Origin of the sequence: Chryseobacterium sp. G0201 (genome assembly GCF_003815655.1) — a bacterium.
GTDB lineage: Bacteria > Bacteroidota > Bacteroidia > Flavobacteriales > Weeksellaceae > Chryseobacterium.
In genome coordinates this window covers 2,225,107-2,240,613 of sequence record NZ_CP033917.1, presented here as the reverse complement: position 1 = coordinate 2,240,613, position 15,507 = coordinate 2,225,107, and the positions used below count along the sequence as shown (strand labels likewise).

General features: G+C 34.7%; 18 protein-coding genes. 10 read left to right on the top strand and 8 right to left on the bottom strand.

Annotated elements, in window-relative coordinates; translation table 11 throughout:
- Positions 1-41 precede the first annotated feature (41 nt).
- On the top strand, positions 42-629 hold the full coding sequence (locus tag EG348_RS10115) for an RsmD family RNA methyltransferase (RefSeq protein ID WP_123982978.1): 588 nt from the start codon (positions 42-44) through the stop codon (positions 627-629).
- Here the strand turns inward: EG348_RS10115 and EG348_RS10110 are convergent.
- Entirely contained in the window at positions 626-973 is a 348-nt protein-coding gene (locus EG348_RS10110; RefSeq protein ID WP_123982976.1) for a winged helix-turn-helix transcriptional regulator, read from the bottom strand. The genes EG348_RS10115 and EG348_RS10110 overlap by 4 nt on opposite strands.
- An 83-nt stretch (positions 974-1,056) precedes the next feature.
- Between EG348_RS10110 and EG348_RS10105 the strand changes: the two genes are divergently transcribed.
- On the top strand, positions 1,057-1,656 hold the full coding sequence (locus EG348_RS10105) for a nitroreductase family protein (RefSeq protein ID WP_123982974.1): 600 nt from the start codon (positions 1,057-1,059) through the stop codon (positions 1,654-1,656).
- A gap of 33 nt (positions 1,657-1,689) precedes the next feature.
- On the opposite strand, the gene murI is transcribed toward EG348_RS10105, so the two are convergent.
- The 5 genes from murI to EG348_RS10080 all read right to left on the bottom strand — a co-directional run bounded on the left by murI (position 1,690) and on the right by EG348_RS10080 (position 7,028).
- The gene (gene murI / locus EG348_RS10100) at positions 1,690-2,520 is read right to left on the bottom strand and encodes a glutamate racemase (RefSeq protein ID WP_123982972.1); all 831 of its coding nucleotides are present in this window, start codon (positions 2,518-2,520) and stop codon (positions 1,690-1,692) included.
- 108 nt (positions 2,521-2,628) lie between these two features.
- A complete protein-coding gene (gene hemW / locus EG348_RS10095; protein ID WP_123982970.1) occupies positions 2,629-3,753 on the bottom strand; it encodes a radical SAM family heme chaperone HemW in 1,125 nt (374 codons plus the stop codon).
- Between the two features lie 50 nt (positions 3,754-3,803).
- On the bottom strand, positions 3,804-4,754 hold the full coding sequence (locus EG348_RS10090) for a type IX secretion system membrane protein PorP/SprF (RefSeq protein ID WP_123982968.1): 951 nt from the start codon (positions 4,752-4,754) through the stop codon (positions 3,804-3,806).
- Between the two features lie 51 nt (positions 4,755-4,805).
- Positions 4,806-5,879 carry an RluA family pseudouridine synthase gene (locus EG348_RS10085; RefSeq protein ID WP_123982966.1) on the bottom strand — a complete coding sequence of 358 codons (1,074 nt, stop codon included), beginning with the start codon at positions 5,877-5,879 and terminating at the stop codon, positions 4,806-4,808.
- Between the two features lie 72 nt (positions 5,880-5,951).
- Positions 5,952-7,028 carry a PASTA domain-containing protein gene (locus tag EG348_RS10080; protein ID WP_123982964.1) on the bottom strand — a complete coding sequence of 359 codons (1,077 nt, stop codon included), beginning with the start codon at positions 7,026-7,028 and terminating at the stop codon, positions 5,952-5,954.
- 156 nt (positions 7,029-7,184) lie between these two features.
- On the opposite strand from EG348_RS10080, the gene EG348_RS10075 reads away from it, so the two are divergent.
- From EG348_RS10075 to EG348_RS10065, 3 genes are all read left to right on the top strand, one after another.
- Positions 7,185-8,177, top strand: coding sequence for a D-alanine--D-alanine ligase (locus EG348_RS10075; RefSeq protein WP_123982962.1), 993 nt, complete (start codon positions 7,185-7,187; stop codon positions 8,175-8,177).
- Between the two features lie 80 nt (positions 8,178-8,257).
- Positions 8,258-8,731 carry a pantetheine-phosphate adenylyltransferase gene (gene coaD, locus EG348_RS10070; protein ID WP_072411746.1) on the top strand — a complete coding sequence of 158 codons (474 nt, stop codon included), beginning with the start codon at positions 8,258-8,260 and terminating at the stop codon, positions 8,729-8,731.
- Between the two features lie 90 nt (positions 8,732-8,821).
- The gene (locus EG348_RS10065) at positions 8,822-9,454 is read left to right on the top strand and encodes a trimeric intracellular cation channel family protein (protein ID WP_123982960.1); all 633 of its coding nucleotides are present in this window, start codon (positions 8,822-8,824) and stop codon (positions 9,452-9,454) included.
- A 194-nt stretch (positions 9,455-9,648) separates the two neighbouring features.
- On the opposite strand, the gene EG348_RS10060 is transcribed toward EG348_RS10065, so the two are convergent.
- Entirely contained in the window at positions 9,649-10,215 is a 567-nt protein-coding gene (locus EG348_RS10060) for a DUF2892 domain-containing protein (protein WP_123982958.1), read from the bottom strand.
- A gap of 109 nt (positions 10,216-10,324) precedes the next feature.
- Positions 10,325-10,819: a dihydrofolate reductase gene (locus EG348_RS10055; protein WP_123982956.1), complete on the bottom strand. Its 495-nt coding sequence runs from the start codon at positions 10,817-10,819 to the stop codon at positions 10,325-10,327.
- 74 nt (positions 10,820-10,893) lie between these two features.
- Between EG348_RS10055 and EG348_RS10050 the strand changes: the two genes are divergently transcribed.
- From EG348_RS10050 to EG348_RS10030, 5 genes are all read left to right on the top strand, one after another.
- Entirely contained in the window at positions 10,894-11,502 is a 609-nt protein-coding gene (locus EG348_RS10050) for a LemA family protein (RefSeq protein WP_123982954.1), read from the top strand.
- A complete protein-coding gene (locus EG348_RS10045) occupies positions 11,502-11,930 on the top strand; it encodes a TPM domain-containing protein (RefSeq protein WP_185145503.1) in 429 nt (142 codons plus the stop codon). Before EG348_RS10050 ends, EG348_RS10045 begins: the two co-directional genes overlap by 1 nt.
- Positions 11,911-12,717 (top strand): TPM domain-containing protein, encoded by an 807-nt coding sequence (locus EG348_RS10040; RefSeq protein ID WP_123982950.1) that lies wholly within the window; start codon positions 11,911-11,913, stop codon positions 12,715-12,717. The genes EG348_RS10045 and EG348_RS10040 overlap by 20 nt, the downstream gene beginning before the upstream one ends.
- A gap of 379 nt (positions 12,718-13,096) precedes the next feature.
- Positions 13,097-13,618: an NAD(P)H-dependent oxidoreductase gene (locus EG348_RS10035; protein WP_123982948.1), complete on the top strand. Its 522-nt coding sequence runs from the start codon at positions 13,097-13,099 to the stop codon at positions 13,616-13,618.
- Between the two features lie 3 nt (positions 13,619-13,621).
- Positions 13,622-15,505, top strand: coding sequence for a monovalent cation:proton antiporter-2 (CPA2) family protein (locus EG348_RS10030; RefSeq protein ID WP_123982946.1), 1,884 nt, complete (start codon positions 13,622-13,624; stop codon positions 15,503-15,505).
- The last annotated feature ends 2 nt before the right edge of the window (positions 15,506-15,507 follow it).

Sequence of the window (15,507 nt, the reverse complement as noted above, 5' to 3'; positions counted from 1 at the left end):
TATTTTCTAATTCCTAAAACCATCACCTAAACCCTAAAAGAATGTACAGAATAATATCCGGCCGATGGAAAGCCAAAAAAATAGCAGCTCCAAAGAATTTTGATGTAAGACCTACGACGGATTTTGCAAAGGAAGCTTTGTTCAGTATCATAGAAAACACGTATGATATGCAGTCGATCTCCGTGCTGGATCTTTTCGCAGGAATCGGGTCTATCACATTCGAATTTGCTTCAAGAGGCTGCAAAGACGTAACGTCTGTAGAAATGAATCCAAAACACACTTCATTCCTTAATTCTACTGCTTCAGAACTTGATATGTCTGTACAGGTGAGCGTTCAGAGAGGAGATGCTTTTGACTGGTTAAAAAAATTCAGAAATAAAAAATCTTTTGAGATCGTTTTTTCTGACGCGCCATTCGAGATGGAAGAAAAAAAATACTACGAACTGCTTTCTTTAGTATTAAATAACAAATATTTAAAAGAAAACGGTGTTCTGATTGTTGAACATCAAAGCAGACTGAAATTTGATCATCCCAACTTTTTAGAAACCAGAAAATACGGAAACGTGAGTTTCAGTTTTTTTAAACCGAATACTGCAGAAACAGTAGAAATAGATAACCAGGAAATTTAATTCTTGGTTATTTTTTTTGAAATTTCTACCGCATCCTGCCCCCATTTTGTAATTTCTTTTAACACTGGAAGCAATGTTTTTCCGAAATCTGTTAATGAATATTCTACCATTAAAGGTGGCTTTTCTGTGAAAACTTTTCTATCAATAATATTGTCTTCTTCTAATTGTTTTAATTGAAGACTTAATGTTCTTTCCGTTATTGTGGGAATTAATTTCCTCAATTCATTATACCTTTTTGCTCCATCAATTAAATAAAACAAAATTACTGCTTTCCATTTTCCACCTATAAATCGCATGGTGACGCTGGTGCAGCAAGGATATGATTTGTCATCTACTTTATACATTTTATACTATCATTTTTTACCGTTATTGCAAAGTTAGTAAACTTAAATTAATTTTGTAACTATAAAAATGATAGTATAAAATTATGAATTTTTTAGAAAAAATGAAAACGAGGTATACTGTAAAAAAGTACAATCCTAAAGGAATAATTAGTGAAGAACAAGTAGCTCAATTGAAAGAAATACTGAATCTGAGCCCCTCCTCCATTAACAGCCAGCCATGGAATTTTGTGTTTGTAAATAATCTTGAAATTAAAACTGAATTGGCCGAAGCTTCTTATTTTAATAAAGAGAAAATTGTAGACAGCAGTCAATTGGTTGTGTTTCAAATGATCAAAAACGTTAAAGATTTTGAAGAACAGATTGAGGAAAATCTTCCCGAAGGTCCTATTAATTATTACAAAAGCTTTGTAAAACCAAAAGGTGAAGAAGCCATAAAATCATGGCTTGGACATCAGGTTTATCTGTCTCTGGGCGTTTTTCTTTCTGCCTGTGCTGATATGGGAATTGATTCTACCCCAATGGAAGGAATTGAACCAGAAAAGTATGATGATATTTTAAAAAATGATAAGTATGAAACGTTATTTGCTGTAGCTATCGGAAAAAGAGCTGAAGATGACAGCAATCAACCCAAATTAAATCCAAAGAAAAGATTACAAAGTGAAAAAATAATTTTGGAAATGTAAAAAGAAAAGACTCATCGCTGAGTCTTTTTTTATTTATAATACTTTTAATTCTAAGTCGATCGTTTTTCCGAAGAACTTTTTTGATATTTTCTCAAAGTTTTTGGTGAGATCCGATAGATAAAAATGATAATTTGGCTTTGGATTGCTCTCATTCAACAAATTATATTTATCTAAAATGATCTTCAAATGACTGGCAACAATATTCGGGGAATCAATTACACGAACTCGGTTTCCGTAATATTGTTTGATTTCATCGATCAGCAACGGATAATGGGTACATCCTAAGATCAATGTCTCAATATTTTTTAATTTACTGTTACTTAAATAATTGTAAATAATTGCATGTGTAATCGGATGATTTTTAAAACCTTCCTCAATCGCAGGAACCAATAAAGGCGTTGCTAATTCATCAACTTTGATCCATTTATTATGCTTTCTGATGCTCTTTTTATATAACCCAGAATTTACGGTTGCTTTTGTAGCAATAACTCCAACGTTAGTATGAATTTCGTATGAAACTTTCTCTGCAACAGGATTGATTACATCAATTACGGGAACTTTTCCGGCAACAGACTGCATCACTTCATTCAAAGCATTTGCCGTCGCCGTGTTGCAGGCAATTACAATCGCTTTGCAATTTTGAGCCAACAAAAAGTTGGTGATCTTTGTAGAATATTCGATGATCGCTTCCTTTGATTTTTCACCATATGGAAGGTGTTTTGTATCTCCGAAATAGATCAGATCTTCATTCGGAAGAAGCCTTTTTATTTCTTTAGCAACCGTTAATCCTCCAACCCCGCTATCAAAAATTCCGATAGGCTGTTTTGCTGAAAGATGCGAGTAATTTACTTTTTTAGTTTTCAAGTGAGCTGAAATTTTATACAAAAATAGTGAAATTGTTGAATGCTGGAAGCTGGATGCCGGAAGTTTTTCACAAACAACTTTTCTAACTTCATGCTTCTGACTTCCAATCTAAACTACAAACAAATCCGAAGCAATTCCATCTGCCATAAACCAATGCTTTTCAGGAATCTTAAGATGATTGTCTTCAACTACTAAAATACCATCAGAAACTTTAGATTTAATATCGTTTTGAAACGTATCTAAAATCTTATTTGAGAATTTATTATTCAAACTTTCAAGATCTACACCCCAAATTGTTCTTAAACCAATCATGATCATTTCATTAAATTGATCTTCCTGAGACAAAATTTCTGTTTCTTTAGCTAAAATATTTGAGTTTAATTTCTTAATATATTGTTGATTATTGGCAATATTCCAACTTCTGATATCATGACCGTTGTAAGAATGTGCAGATGGACCGATTCCCAAGTACTCTTTATACTTCCAATACGCAGAATTATGTCTTGAATAAAAGCCTGGTTTCGCAAAATTTGACACCTCATAATGATCAAAACCGTTGTCTTTTAGGAAATCTGAGAGGTAATAAAACTCTTCATTCTGCTCTTCTTCCTTTGGATTAGCAACTTTACCTTTCGAGATCCAGTTTTCCAACGCTGTTTTTGGCTCAACTGTTAGCGCATAAGAAGAAATATGAGGAACTTCTAAAGCGATTGTTTTGTTTAAATTTTCCTTCCAGATGGCAAGATTGGAGGTTGGTGAACCGTAGATTAGATCAATACTTAAATTTTCAAAGCCAAAATCCTGAGCTCTTTTGATAGAACTTTCTGCTTCGGAGGCATTATGTGCACGGTTCATTAACTTCAAATCTTCTTCAAAGAAGCTTTGAGTTCCTATCGACAATCGATTAATATGAGAATTTGATAGTCCTTTTAAAAAGTTTTTATCTAAATCATCGGGGTTGGCTTCCAAAGTTATCTCAATATCTTTTTCAAAACTGAAATGTTTTAAAACCTCATCGATCATAGAATTGATCTCATCAACGGAGAGAATGGAAGGCGTTCCACCGCCAAAATAAAGGGAATGCAGGTTTTTATTCTGCAGTTCATCTTTTCGTAAAAAGATTTCTTTCTTCATGGCAGCAATCATTTCATCCTTAAAATTCAAAGATGTTGAAAAATGAAAATTGCAATAGCTGCATTTTTGTTTACAGAACGGGATGTGAATATAAATCATAAAAAAAGCTCTGAAAAAATCAGAGCTCAAATTTATTTAAATTAAATTGATTAATATCTATAACCTCTGTGATTAATGAAGTTATCAAAGTTATAACCCAGACCGATCATGAAGCTATTTCCTCCATATTCCTGAATATCAGATAATCCAAGGTTGTAACTTGCTCCGATCATAAATTTGTTAAATCTTACCTTAACAATTGGAGAGATACTTAATTGTTGGCTATCAAATCTATTCTGAACAGATCTATAGTTTACCCCGAAAGAGAACGAATTGATATCGTTAAAGAACGTTGCTATTAAGTTATAATCAATCGTTCTTGTAGAGTTTGTATTAAGGTTGATTAATGCAGATGGTGTTACATACATATTGTCTGCAAAATGCCAGTCATATCCTAAGTTTAAGAAGAATTTGATTGGAGAAGGCTCACGACCGTTAACGATAGACTCGTCATTCGTTAAAGCGATATCGTTTACAGAAACACCCGCAAAGATATTGTGATAAGTAGCCGCTACCCCAAAGTTGGCATAAGCCATAAAGATATTACTCTCGCTACCCTGCAATAGAGGGTCAGAAGCATCTTCTGTGTTAATCTTTGAGTAATCAAAATTCATATTATAGAAGCTTACGCTTGTACCGAAAGAGAATTGATCTTTTCTTTCTCCTTCACTGCTAAGAGGAATGAAATATGAAGCACCCGCTGTAATACCTCCAGCCGAGATAGGTCCATTACTATCTCTAAAAACAGAAATACCAGCTCCTACTCTATCAAAGATATTAGCGTTTATCCCCACAGACTGTACGTTTGGAGACTCGCTAAACTTTGAAAATTGTTGTTGGTAGTTGAGATTAAGCTGAACATAGTCCGTTTTACCGTATTGTGCAGGGTTGAACAGGAACTCACCATCCAAAAGATATTGTTGATAGTATGGTAATGTTTCTTGTGCTTTATATGCATTTGACAAAAGAGCCAAACACACGATAGCATATAGTTTTCTCATAACAAATCTTGATTTCAATTCAACAAATATAAAAAAATTCTCAATATATTTTTAGTTTTCTAAATAATTTCTCCATTTTTTTACGGCATCCGTCATATCTTGAGGCATTGGGCTCTCAAAATACAATTCCTTTTTCGTAGTTGGATGTATAAATCCTAAAGTATGGGCATGAAGCGCATGTCTTGGCAAAACTTCGAATACGTTTTTTATAAACTGCTTATACTTAGGTAAGTTAACTCCTCTCAACGGTGTATGCCCCTCATATCTTTCATCATTAAACAGCGTATGACCGATATGTTTGAAGTGTGCTCTTATCTGATGGGTTCTTCCCGTCTCTAATTTGCATTCCACCCAAGTCATATACTTAAATCTTTCAAGGACTTTATAATGGGTTACAGCGTGTTTTCCGTGGCTTCCGTCTACATAGGTATGCATTTGCATTCTATTTTTAGGATGTCTTCCTATGTGTCCCGTTATTGTTCCTTCATCATCTTTCACATTTCCCCATACAAAAGCCCAGTATAATCTTTTGGTTTTTCTTTCAAAAAACTGCTTGGCAAGGAAACTTAAAGCATACTCATTTTTAGCAATAACCAATAATCCTGAAGTATCTTTATCAATTCTATGAACTAGTCCTACTCTGTCGAGATCAGACTTTTCATTATTTTGTTCAAAATGATAGGCAAGTGCATTTACTAAAGTTTCATCCCAGTTTCCGAATCCGGGATGAACGACTATTCCCGGATCTTTATCTACCACCACAAGATCATCATCTTCATAAACAATATTAATAGGAATGTTCTGAGGAATTATGTAGTTTTCTCTCGGAGGATGAGCTAACAACACAGAGACCTGATCTCCCGGTTTTACACGATAGTTTTGTTTTACGGGTAATCCGTTAACAACAACATTTCCGGCTCTGCAGGTTTGTGAGATTTTATTTCGTGAAGAATTCTGACGATAAATTAATAGAAACTTATCTATCCTTAATGGCTCTTGCTTTTTATCAACAGTGATATTAAGATGCTCATACAACCCGCTATTCTCCTCATCAATATCAATAGAATCAATACTGTTGGAATCTAATAATTCTTCATCTATAAAATCTTCGTTATCTTCTGTCATTATTTTTATTTTTTACACAAAAGGCCTCAACATTATGAAAGTTGAAGCCTTATTTTTTACAATAAATAGATATTATTCTACGACTACTTTTTTAGCTTTCGGCTTTTGAGCGGGTTGCTGCGTACTTGTCGCTGGTGTTTTATTATTACTTCCACCATTCGTATTAGAACTTGCGGAAGCTTTTGGTTTATTTTCAGTTGTGGAAGCGGCAGGTTTTGTTGTTGCCGGTTTAGGTTCTGTTTTTACAGGTTCCGTTCTTTGTACAGGTGCGGGAGCAACAGGTACAGGTTCAGGCGCAGACTGATAATTCGGAACTTCTTCGTAACGTACAGGAGGTAATGATGTATCAACCTTCATACGGTATATCGAATTTAACTGTTCTATTTTAGCACTTAATTCTGCCGGAGTTTTCTTACTCGCCCAGAGATCCATCTGCATTCCCTGATCCCTGACATCTCCCGAAGCAGGATCCTGATAATAAATAATATCAGATTCGTCTTTACTTCCGTCGTCATGTTCTACAAGACCAACTTCAAACATACTTCTTGCAATAACTCCTCTTGCTTCTTTCACGGTTAATCCTACCACATTTGGTATTGAGATATTTCTCATAGGTCCTGAACCTACTACAACATCAATCGTTGAGAATCTAGGAATCAATGTTCCCGGTTTTACTGCATTTCCTTTGAATAATACTCGAATAATAGCATCTTTTTGGATACTTGGTTCAAAAATAGTGTCTCCAACCTTTAATCCAACCTGAGTTATTCTTTGGAAGGCTAATCCTGAATATTTATTGATAACATCAGGAATCGCAACAGGTGCCCAAGTTCTAGGGTTTACTCTCAATTCAATAGCTCTTCCGTCTTTTACACGAGAGCCTGCAAATGGAGACATTTTAAGAACCTGAAAAGCTCTATATTTAGGATCATACGTAGCACTGTCTACAGAATATTCTAAACCTGCGTCTTCTAATATCTTAACAGCTTCATATACAGATTTATTGACTACATTTGGAACCGGCGTTTCCTGACCATGTTTCGTATGGTATTCTAACCAACGAAACGTAAGCCATACCAACCCAACAAAAACTGCGATGGCTACTAATAAGTTCAGTAAAACTTTCCAATTGAAAAGTGATTTAAGCATACTTAAAAAGACTTTAATTATAACGGCAAATATAATTAATAATTTTAGAAAGTCCTTTTTATTTAACACAATTCATTTTTGATTTCAAATTTTCCGAATTTCCCGTATTGCATTGTATAAAATCATTAAATTTGCCCTAATTGATACTATATGGTTATGAGCAAAAAAACTGTTGCCGTAGTTATGGGAGGCTATTCCGACGAATATGTTGTTTCCCTGAAAAGCGGTCAATTAATATATGATTCTTTAGACAGAGATCTATATGATGTATATAAAGTAGTTATTCTTAAAGATGAGTGGTATTTTTTAGGTGAAAACGATAAAAAATATGCAATCAACAAAGGTGACTTCTCTGTGACATTAAATAATAATGAGCAACTAAAATTTGATGTCTGCTTTAATATTATCCATGGAACTCCAGGCGAAAATGGAATCTTACAGGCGTATTGGGATGCAATCGGGCAAACCTATACGGGTTGTGATTTTTACCAGAGCGCTTTAACATTTAATAAAAAAGATACTTTAGCAGTATTGTCTAAATACGGAATTCCTTCTGCAAAAAGTGTTTATTTAAGAAAAGGAGAAGATATTAATGTAGATAAGATTATTGATGATCTGGGACTTCCTGTTTTCGTTAAGCCTAATCAATCCGGTTCTTCTCTGGGAATTTCTAAAGTGAAAGAAAAGTCTGAATTAATTGCAGCGACAGAAATTGCTTTTAAAGAAGATGATGAAATTTTAATTGAAAGCTTCCTAGACGGAATGGAGGTTTCGGTAGGCGTTATTGATTTTAAAGGTGAAACTATCGTTTTAGGAATTACAGAAATTGTTCCTCAAAACGAATTTTTCGATTATGAAGCTAAATATGAAGGTGCTTCCGAAGAAATTACCCCTGCAAGAATCGATGATGAAACAAGAATCAGAGTAGAAGAAATTTCAAAAAGGGCTTATGATTCTCTTGGAATGAGTGGTTTTTCGCGCAGTGAGTTTATTTTGATGGACGGCATTCCTTATATGTTGGAAATGAATACGAATCCTGGATTTTCTCCCGCAAGCATTCTACCTCAACAGGCAAAAATTTATGGAATCTCTATCACAGATCTTTGTGGAAACGAAGTTGAAAAAGCTTTAAATAAAATTAGAAATTAGTGTTGGGTATTTGGTTTTTAGTGTTTGGAAACTACTAACCACTAAAAACCAAATACCAATTATTCAAAACTCTTTAAGACATGAAAATTGCTGTTTTCCCGGGATCATTTGATCCTATCACTTTAGGACACTACGACATTATAGAAAGAGCGGCTCCGCTTTTTGATAAATTAATCATTGCCATAGGACAAAATTCTCAAAAGAAATACATGTTTCCGTTGGAAAAAAGAATGGAGTTCATCCAAAATTCTGTTGCTGAATTTCCAAACGTTGAAGTAGATTATTTTGAAGGCTTAACGGTTGACTTTTGCTTTGAAAAAAATGCTCAATACATTCTTCGAGGATTAAGAAATCCCGCAGATTTTGAATTTGAAAAAGCCATTGCTCATACCAACAGAACATTAGCTCATAAAAAATTAGAAACCGTTTTCTTATTAACCTCATCAGGAAAATCTTTCATCAGCAGCAGTATTGTGAGAGAAATTATCAATCACAGCGGCGAGTATGAATTGTTAGTTCCCGAAGCAGTTAGGGTTCCGAAAAAAGTAAAATAATTGATAAGCGATAAATGATAATTGATACAATGGTAGAAAATTTGCTTATGAAGAAATCATTCATTAATTATTATTTATCACCTATATTATATGCACGAACAGTTCAATTTTGCCATAGAAGTACTCGGAACGATTTCCTTTTCGATGTCGGGAAGTTTTGCAGCGATGCAAAAACGGCTTGATCCGTTCGGCGTACTTATTATTGCCTTTGTAACTTCGGTTGGAGGCGGAACTGTGAGAGATTTATTATTAGACATTCCGGTTTTCTGGATGCACGATCTTTTAACTTGTGCCGTGATTATCATCACAAGTATTTTTTCAATGATATTTAAATCTTTGGAGAAAAATTTTCAGGTTACTTTATTTATTTTCGATAGTTTCGGATTGGGTTTGTTCACCATAATCGGAGTTCAGAAAGGTTTGAATGCAGATATTCATCCTTTAATATGTATCGGACTTGGAACAATTACCGGCTGTTTCGGAGGTATTATCCGGGATATTTTATTGAATAGAATTCCATTGATCTTTAGGAAAGAAATTTATGCTACAGCTTGTATTGTTGGGGGTTCTGCATTTTTATTAATGACAAAATTCACGAATCTTTCTTATACTTTTATTCAGATTTTCACCATTCTATTAATTGTAGGAATCAGAACATTGGCTGTAAAATATCATTGGCAGATCCCCAAATTTTATGGGCATGATCATAGTTCGGAAATGTAATTGCAGATTCAAACCATTAAGATTTTGATTTAGAAGTTAAGAAAATAATTTCTCATAATTAAAGAACGGCGCGAGCGAAGCGAGCGTCAAAACAGATAGTATTCACGATATCATATTTAAAACAATAATGATTAAAAATAAAAAATGCACCTGAAAAAATCAAGTGCATTTATATTTTATTAGAAAATTCTAAATTAGAACTTCCCTCTCTGTCTCATGTTAGGATTATGCATATGCTTTTGCATCGTTGGCATTTTCAACTGATCTTTCATCATTTTGATCTGATCAGTCATCATTCCTGCAGTGTCTAATCTTTTTGCTTCTTCCAATAGTTTTTGACCTTCCTGTCTTCTTCCTTTAGAAATCGCCCCCACAGCAAGATTTAATGTCGCCATTGCTCTGTCGTGCTTCATATTTAAACCATATTCCAGCGCTTTTTTCATTAAAGGTTCCACTTTTGTAGGGTGATCCTGAGCCAATGTCAACCCTTGCAGATAATGGAAATATCCATACTGAGATTTGTGAAGCTGACTTTGATAATTGGTAATACCGGTTAAATAACTTGCTGCTTTTTGCATATTCTGTTTTCTTAATTGCCAGAATGCCAAAAGGATATATTCATTTTTAAAGAAAAGAAAAATAGGCAATGCCGCAAGAAGAAATACTACGATTCCCCAGCCTAAGCTTCTTGTGAAGATCATCAGATAAAGACCTGCAATAATAAGAAGTGCTGCAATTACAATTTTTATGTACTTATTCATTATTAAAATTTAGAAGTGCAAAGATAAGAAATTCGGTTGGTAGTTAACGGTTGTTTGTTGATGGTTTCTGGTTAAAAATTTTACGCATTTCAAAACTATCAACTGAAAACTATTTACCATCAATTCTTTCAAACGTCTGAAAATAGAAATCATATTGATTTTTTTCATCCTTCTCATGAAATACCTCTTCTGTTTTTTTCCAGATCTTAGCATCTATTTTAGGAAAATAAGTATCGGCTTCCAAATCAGCTTTCACTAGAGTAACTTCTAATTTATCTGCCAAATCCATCGTCTGCTCATAGATATTTCCGCCACCTATGATAAAAACATTTTCATCGATTTTTTTAGCAAATTTCACAGCTTCTTTAATACTTCCGACAATCAGAATACCCTCTTCAAACCAGTTTTTCTTTCTTGAAATAACAATATTGGTACGGTTAGGAAGAGGTTTCCCGATACTTTCATATGTTTTTCTTCCCATAATGATGGGATGCTCCGATGTAAGATCTTTAAAATGTTTTAAATCTTTTGGAAGATGCCAAAGCAACTGATTTTTAAAACCAATCTCATTCTTCTCTCCCATTGCCACCACAATTGTTGTCATTAAAATAATTTTCTGCAAAATTAGCACATAATTTGTATATTTGGTTAGCACAAAAAATATTAAAAAATTAAACTATGAAAAATAAAGGTTGCCTGAGCGCCGGAACGATCGGTATTGCTCTCCTTATTATTGTTGCTGTTCTATTCTTTTGGGGAAAGAGCGGATATAACAACTTCGTCACCAAAGAACAAACGGTAAATACAAAATGGTCTAATGTGGAGACTGTTTATCAAAAAAGAGCCAATCTTATCCCCAATTTGGAAAGAACGGTAAAATCGTATTCAAAATTTGAGCAGGAAACATTAACGAAAGTGGTTGAAGCACGTTCTAAAGCGACTTCTATCAATATCGATCCTACAAATATGACAGAAGCTGACATGGCTAAATTTCAAGCAGCTCAGGGAGAATTGTCAGGATCTTTAAGCAGATTGATGGCCGTTGTGGAATCTTATCCAAATTTAAAAGCTGACCAACAATACATCAACTTCCAAAGAGAATATACTGCAATAGAAAACAGTATCAGAACCGAAACTGTTTACTATAACGGAGCAGCTCAGGATTATAATACTTCGATCAAAACTTTCCCAAATAATATTTTGGCGAATTTTACCAACTTTAAAGAAAAACCTTACTTCAAAGCTGAAGCAGGAGCTCAGAAAGCACCAGAAGTTTTCTCAGAATAATGGGTAAATTCTTAACAGATCAGCAGATAGCTTCCCTCGTGGAAGCTATTCAGTCAGCAGAGGAACATTCTACAGGCGAGATTAGAGTACACATAGATTCTACAACCGAAGATCAGAATGCAAAAACGGCATTTGAAGTTTTCAAAAAGCTTTGTCAGAATAAAACTGTTGAAAGAAATGCTGTGCTTTTTCATGTTAATTTTGAAAAAAAATATCTTACCATCATAGGAGATGTCGGGATTCATGATAAAGTTCATCAGTCTTATTGGGATCATCTGCATGATTATATCACTTCAGAATTTGCCAAAGGAAATTACCATAAAGCCCTAAAAAGTGCTATTCTTGAAACAGGTCTTGAACTAAAAAAACATTTTCCCATAAAAGGAGAAAACCCCAACCAACTTTCTAATGAGATTACGTTCTCTTAAAATAGTATTTTCATTTTTATTGATTTGCTTTTACAGTTTTGTATCAGCACAATATGCTATTCCTGCAAAGCCAGCGGTTTTGTATCCTGTTTTTGATGAAGCTAATTTATTATCACAACAGGAAAAAGATGAGCTTAATAACAAACTTATAAAATTTGCAGATTCTACCTCAACTGAGATAGAAGTTATTATCATTCGTTCCACAAAAGGAGAAGATGTGAATTTTCTGGCGACAATGTTTGGTCAGAAATGGGGAATCGGAAAAAAAGGAATTGATAATGGTGTCGTTTTCTTAATTGCAACAGAAGATCATACGATGTCTATCCAACAAGGAAGAGCCGTTGAGCAATATTTAACAGCATCAGTTGCCGGACAAATTTTAGACTATATCGTCACTCCCAATTTCAAACAGGGACAATGGTATGAAGGTATCAACCGTGGTACCTCTGCTATCATGGAAGCTGTGCAGGGAAAATTTAAACCTATCGGCAATCAGGATACGGGAGGTGGAAGCACTTTAAAAATACTACTCATCGCATTTGTAATCTTTATTATTCTAATCATTTTATTCGGAAATAAAGGTGGCGGAAGAGGCGGAAATAATGACGATGATGATGTAATTCTCTCCAGAAGAGGTCGCAGTAATTTTCCGGGGGGATTTTTCCCATTCCCTGGTAGTTTTGGAGGCGGTGGCTTTGGTGGTGGGAGTTCCGGCGGAGGTGGCGGTTTTGGAGGCTTCGGCGGAGGCGGAAGTTTCGGAGGCGGTGGCGCTTCGGGTGGATGGTAAACATTGATTTTTAATTTAAGTTTTAAACAAAATATCAAATCAGTCATTATTTGGCTGATTTTTTTTGTGATTAAATTGAACAGGCTTAACAAAGTATCACTAATACTATCTGCTTTGACGCTCGCTTCGCTCGCGCTATTTCTCATTTTTGACAACATAGCAATTTCTTGATATTCTTAACTTCTTAATCAAAATCTTAATAATTAAAATAATCTGTTAAGTTCTCACTTATTTTTTTATTTAAAATTCTAATAATGTGACATTTCTTTGTCTTATTTTAACATTAAATTCAATTTTAAGTATCGAAAAGTTAATAAAACCACCTTAAAAACGTTTTTTATCTAATATTTTTTCATTATATTTACTGAAAACAGGTTTTATGAAGAAGACATTGGTAGTTTTTGCGCACCCTTATTTAGAGCACTCAAACTCGAATGTGGAGCTCATCAATTTCTATGTCCGTCACCAACATTTTACCCTTAGAGATCTTTACGAAGAGTATCCCGACTTTCATATTGCGGCTTTCAGAGAAAGAAAACGATTAAAAAATTATGACCGCTTTATCTTTCAGTTTCCCATCATCTGGTTCGGAATGCCACCATTATTGAGATTATGGATCGATGAAGTTTTTGATCGCGACTGGCTGAAAGAAGGCGAAAATAATCCACTCGAAGGAAAAGAAGTTTACATCCTCGTCACAACCGGTGGAAAAGAAAGATCTTTTACCAAAACAGGAACTTACCAATACACCATTGATGAACTCATCAGCGGATTAATCGTTTCCTTAAATGTTTTTAAAGCCAATATCAAAAATATCAAGATCGTTTATGAAGCCAATAAACTTTCAAAAAAAGAAATCATTTTACATAAAAAAGAATTTGTAGAACTCCTGAACCAATAAAATATGGAATCCAGCTTAGCGATGAACACATTAATTTTCTTAGGCGTTGCCATTATTATGGTTCCGCTGGCTAGAAAGTTTGGTTTAAGCTCGGTGATCGGTTATATTTTCGGAGGAATCATTATCGGGCCATATGTTCTAAGACTTACCGGAAAAGATGTTAATGACATCATGCACGCCAGTGAATTTGGAGTTATCATGCTTTTATTTTTGGTCGGATTAGAATTAGAACCCCGAAAATTTTGGGAAATGCGGAAGAAAATCGTAGGTCTTGGACTCACCCAAATGTTGCTTACCATTTCGATTCTCTTCTTAATTTTCATCTGGGCAGGTTGGAGAATTGACAAAGCCATTGCCGTTGCGATTTGTTTTGCATTATCTTCAACAGCAATTGTTTTACAGACTTTACAGGAAAAAAATAATCTAAAAACCTTGGCGGGAGAAGCATCATTTTCTACCCTTTTATTTCAGGATATTGCAGTGATTCCTATTTTGGCAATTTTACCGATCATCGCCAATTATAAAGCAAGCAGCAGCGACAATGAAGTACAGATATTAATCCAAAAACTACCGGAATGGCTACAGGCCGGAACCGTAATCTTAGGAGTTGCTATTCTTATATTATTGGGAAAATACGTTTTCGTGCCATTTCTAAGATATGTCTCAAAATCCGGAATGACGGAATTATTAACCGCCTCTTCCCTATTTTTAGTGATTGGAGTTTCAGAATTAATGGTTGCGATCGGCTTATCTCCGGCGCTAGGAGCTTTCCTTGCTGGTGTGATGCTTGCGAACAGTGAGTTTCGTCATGAATTGGAGGCGCAAATTGATCCGTTTAAAGGACTTTTACTGGCTGTCTTCTTTGTGAGTGTAGGTTCTACGATGAATTTTAATGTTATTCAACAGGATCCGACCTTTATCTTCACGACGGTTTTAGCCGTTTTAGCTGTAAAATTTACGGTTCTTTACGCTATCGGAAAATTTTTCAAAATAGATACTCCACAAAGTTTATTTTATGCTTTTGCACTTTCGCAGGTGGGAGAATTTGCTTTTGTATTGATTAATTATGCTTCAAACCTTTATCTTTTAAGTCCGGAACTTAATGCACAGATGATGGCTGTAACGGCGATCACCATGTGTATTACTCCTTTTCTATTAATTATTAATGATAAACTAATCACTCCGAAATTCATTAAAGAAATCCCTGAAGAAGAAAGTGCTTTTAATATCTTGGATAACGATATCGCTCAGAAGAAGATTATCATTGTAGGTTTTGGGCATTTTGGAAGTACCGTCGGACGTTTATTGAAGGCTAATAAAGTTACGGCAACCGTTTTGGATAGAGATTCAGACCGAGTGAAACTGTTGAGAAGTTATGGTTTTAAAGTTTATTACGGAGACGCTACGAGAATTCCCATTCTAAGAGCCGCAGGAATTGAAGATGCTGAAATTCTCGTTCTTTGCCTTGATGATTCCGGCGATAATAAATTCATTGCAGATCTTGTTCGTGAACACTATCCTAACGTGAAAATCTTTGTAAGAGCAAAAAACAGAATCGATGCTTACACTTATCTCAACAATGGTATTGATAATATTTATCGTGAAACATTAGGAACTGCCGTTGATATGGCTGTTGATGTTCTTCACGAAACAGGAATGAGAAAATATGCAGCAAGACGTCTCGGACAAAGATTTATGACGATTGACAAAGCATCCATCAGAAGATTGGCGAAAGCAAAAGAAGATGATGAAATTCTTCTTTTCACCACAAAAGAAATCCTCCAGCGAGAGGAGGAATTATTGGCTTTTGATAATCTTAATTTTGATAATAAAAACTGGGAAGGTTCCTCATCCGCAGATGATGAAGACGAAGAACCGCCTGTCTAAAT

Coding starts and splice junctions, on each gene's coding strand:
- EG348_RS10115 (WP_123982978.1), top strand. CDS start 42: ATGTACAGAATAATATCCGGCCGATGGAAAGCCAAAAAAATAGCAGCT.
- EG348_RS10110 (WP_123982976.1), bottom strand. CDS start 973: ATGTATAAAGTAGATGACAAATCATATCCTTGCTGCACCAGCGTCACC.
- EG348_RS10105 (WP_123982974.1), top strand. CDS start 1,057: ATGAATTTTTTAGAAAAAATGAAAACGAGGTATACTGTAAAAAAGTAC.
- hemW (WP_123982970.1), bottom strand. CDS start 3,753: ATGATTTATATTCACATCCCGTTCTGTAAACAAAAATGCAGCTATTGC.
- EG348_RS10090 (WP_123982968.1), bottom strand. CDS start 4,754: ATGAGAAAACTATATGCTATCGTGTGTTTGGCTCTTTTGTCAAATGCA.
- EG348_RS10085 (WP_123982966.1), bottom strand. CDS start 5,879: ATGACAGAAGATAACGAAGATTTTATAGATGAAGAATTATTAGATTCC.
- EG348_RS10080 (WP_123982964.1), bottom strand. CDS start 7,028: ATGCTTAAATCACTTTTCAATTGGAAAGTTTTACTGAACTTATTAGTA.
- EG348_RS10075 (WP_123982962.1), top strand. CDS start 7,185: ATGAGCAAAAAAACTGTTGCCGTAGTTATGGGAGGCTATTCCGACGAA.
- coaD (WP_072411746.1), top strand. CDS start 8,258: ATGAAAATTGCTGTTTTCCCGGGATCATTTGATCCTATCACTTTAGGA.
- EG348_RS10065 (WP_123982960.1), top strand. CDS start 8,822: ATGCACGAACAGTTCAATTTTGCCATAGAAGTACTCGGAACGATTTCC.
- EG348_RS10060 (WP_123982958.1), bottom strand. CDS start 10,215: ATGAATAAGTACATAAAAATTGTAATTGCAGCACTTCTTATTATTGCA.
- EG348_RS10055 (WP_123982956.1), bottom strand. CDS start 10,819: ATGACAACAATTGTGGTGGCAATGGGAGAGAAGAATGAGATTGGTTTT.
- EG348_RS10050 (WP_123982954.1), top strand. CDS start 10,894: ATGAAAAATAAAGGTTGCCTGAGCGCCGGAACGATCGGTATTGCTCTC.
- EG348_RS10045 (WP_185145503.1), top strand. CDS start 11,502: ATGGGTAAATTCTTAACAGATCAGCAGATAGCTTCCCTCGTGGAAGCT.
- EG348_RS10040 (WP_123982950.1), top strand. CDS start 11,911: ATGAGATTACGTTCTCTTAAAATAGTATTTTCATTTTTATTGATTTGC.
- EG348_RS10035 (WP_123982948.1), top strand. CDS start 13,097: ATGAAGAAGACATTGGTAGTTTTTGCGCACCCTTATTTAGAGCACTCA.
- EG348_RS10030 (WP_123982946.1), top strand. CDS start 13,622: ATGGAATCCAGCTTAGCGATGAACACATTAATTTTCTTAGGCGTTGCC.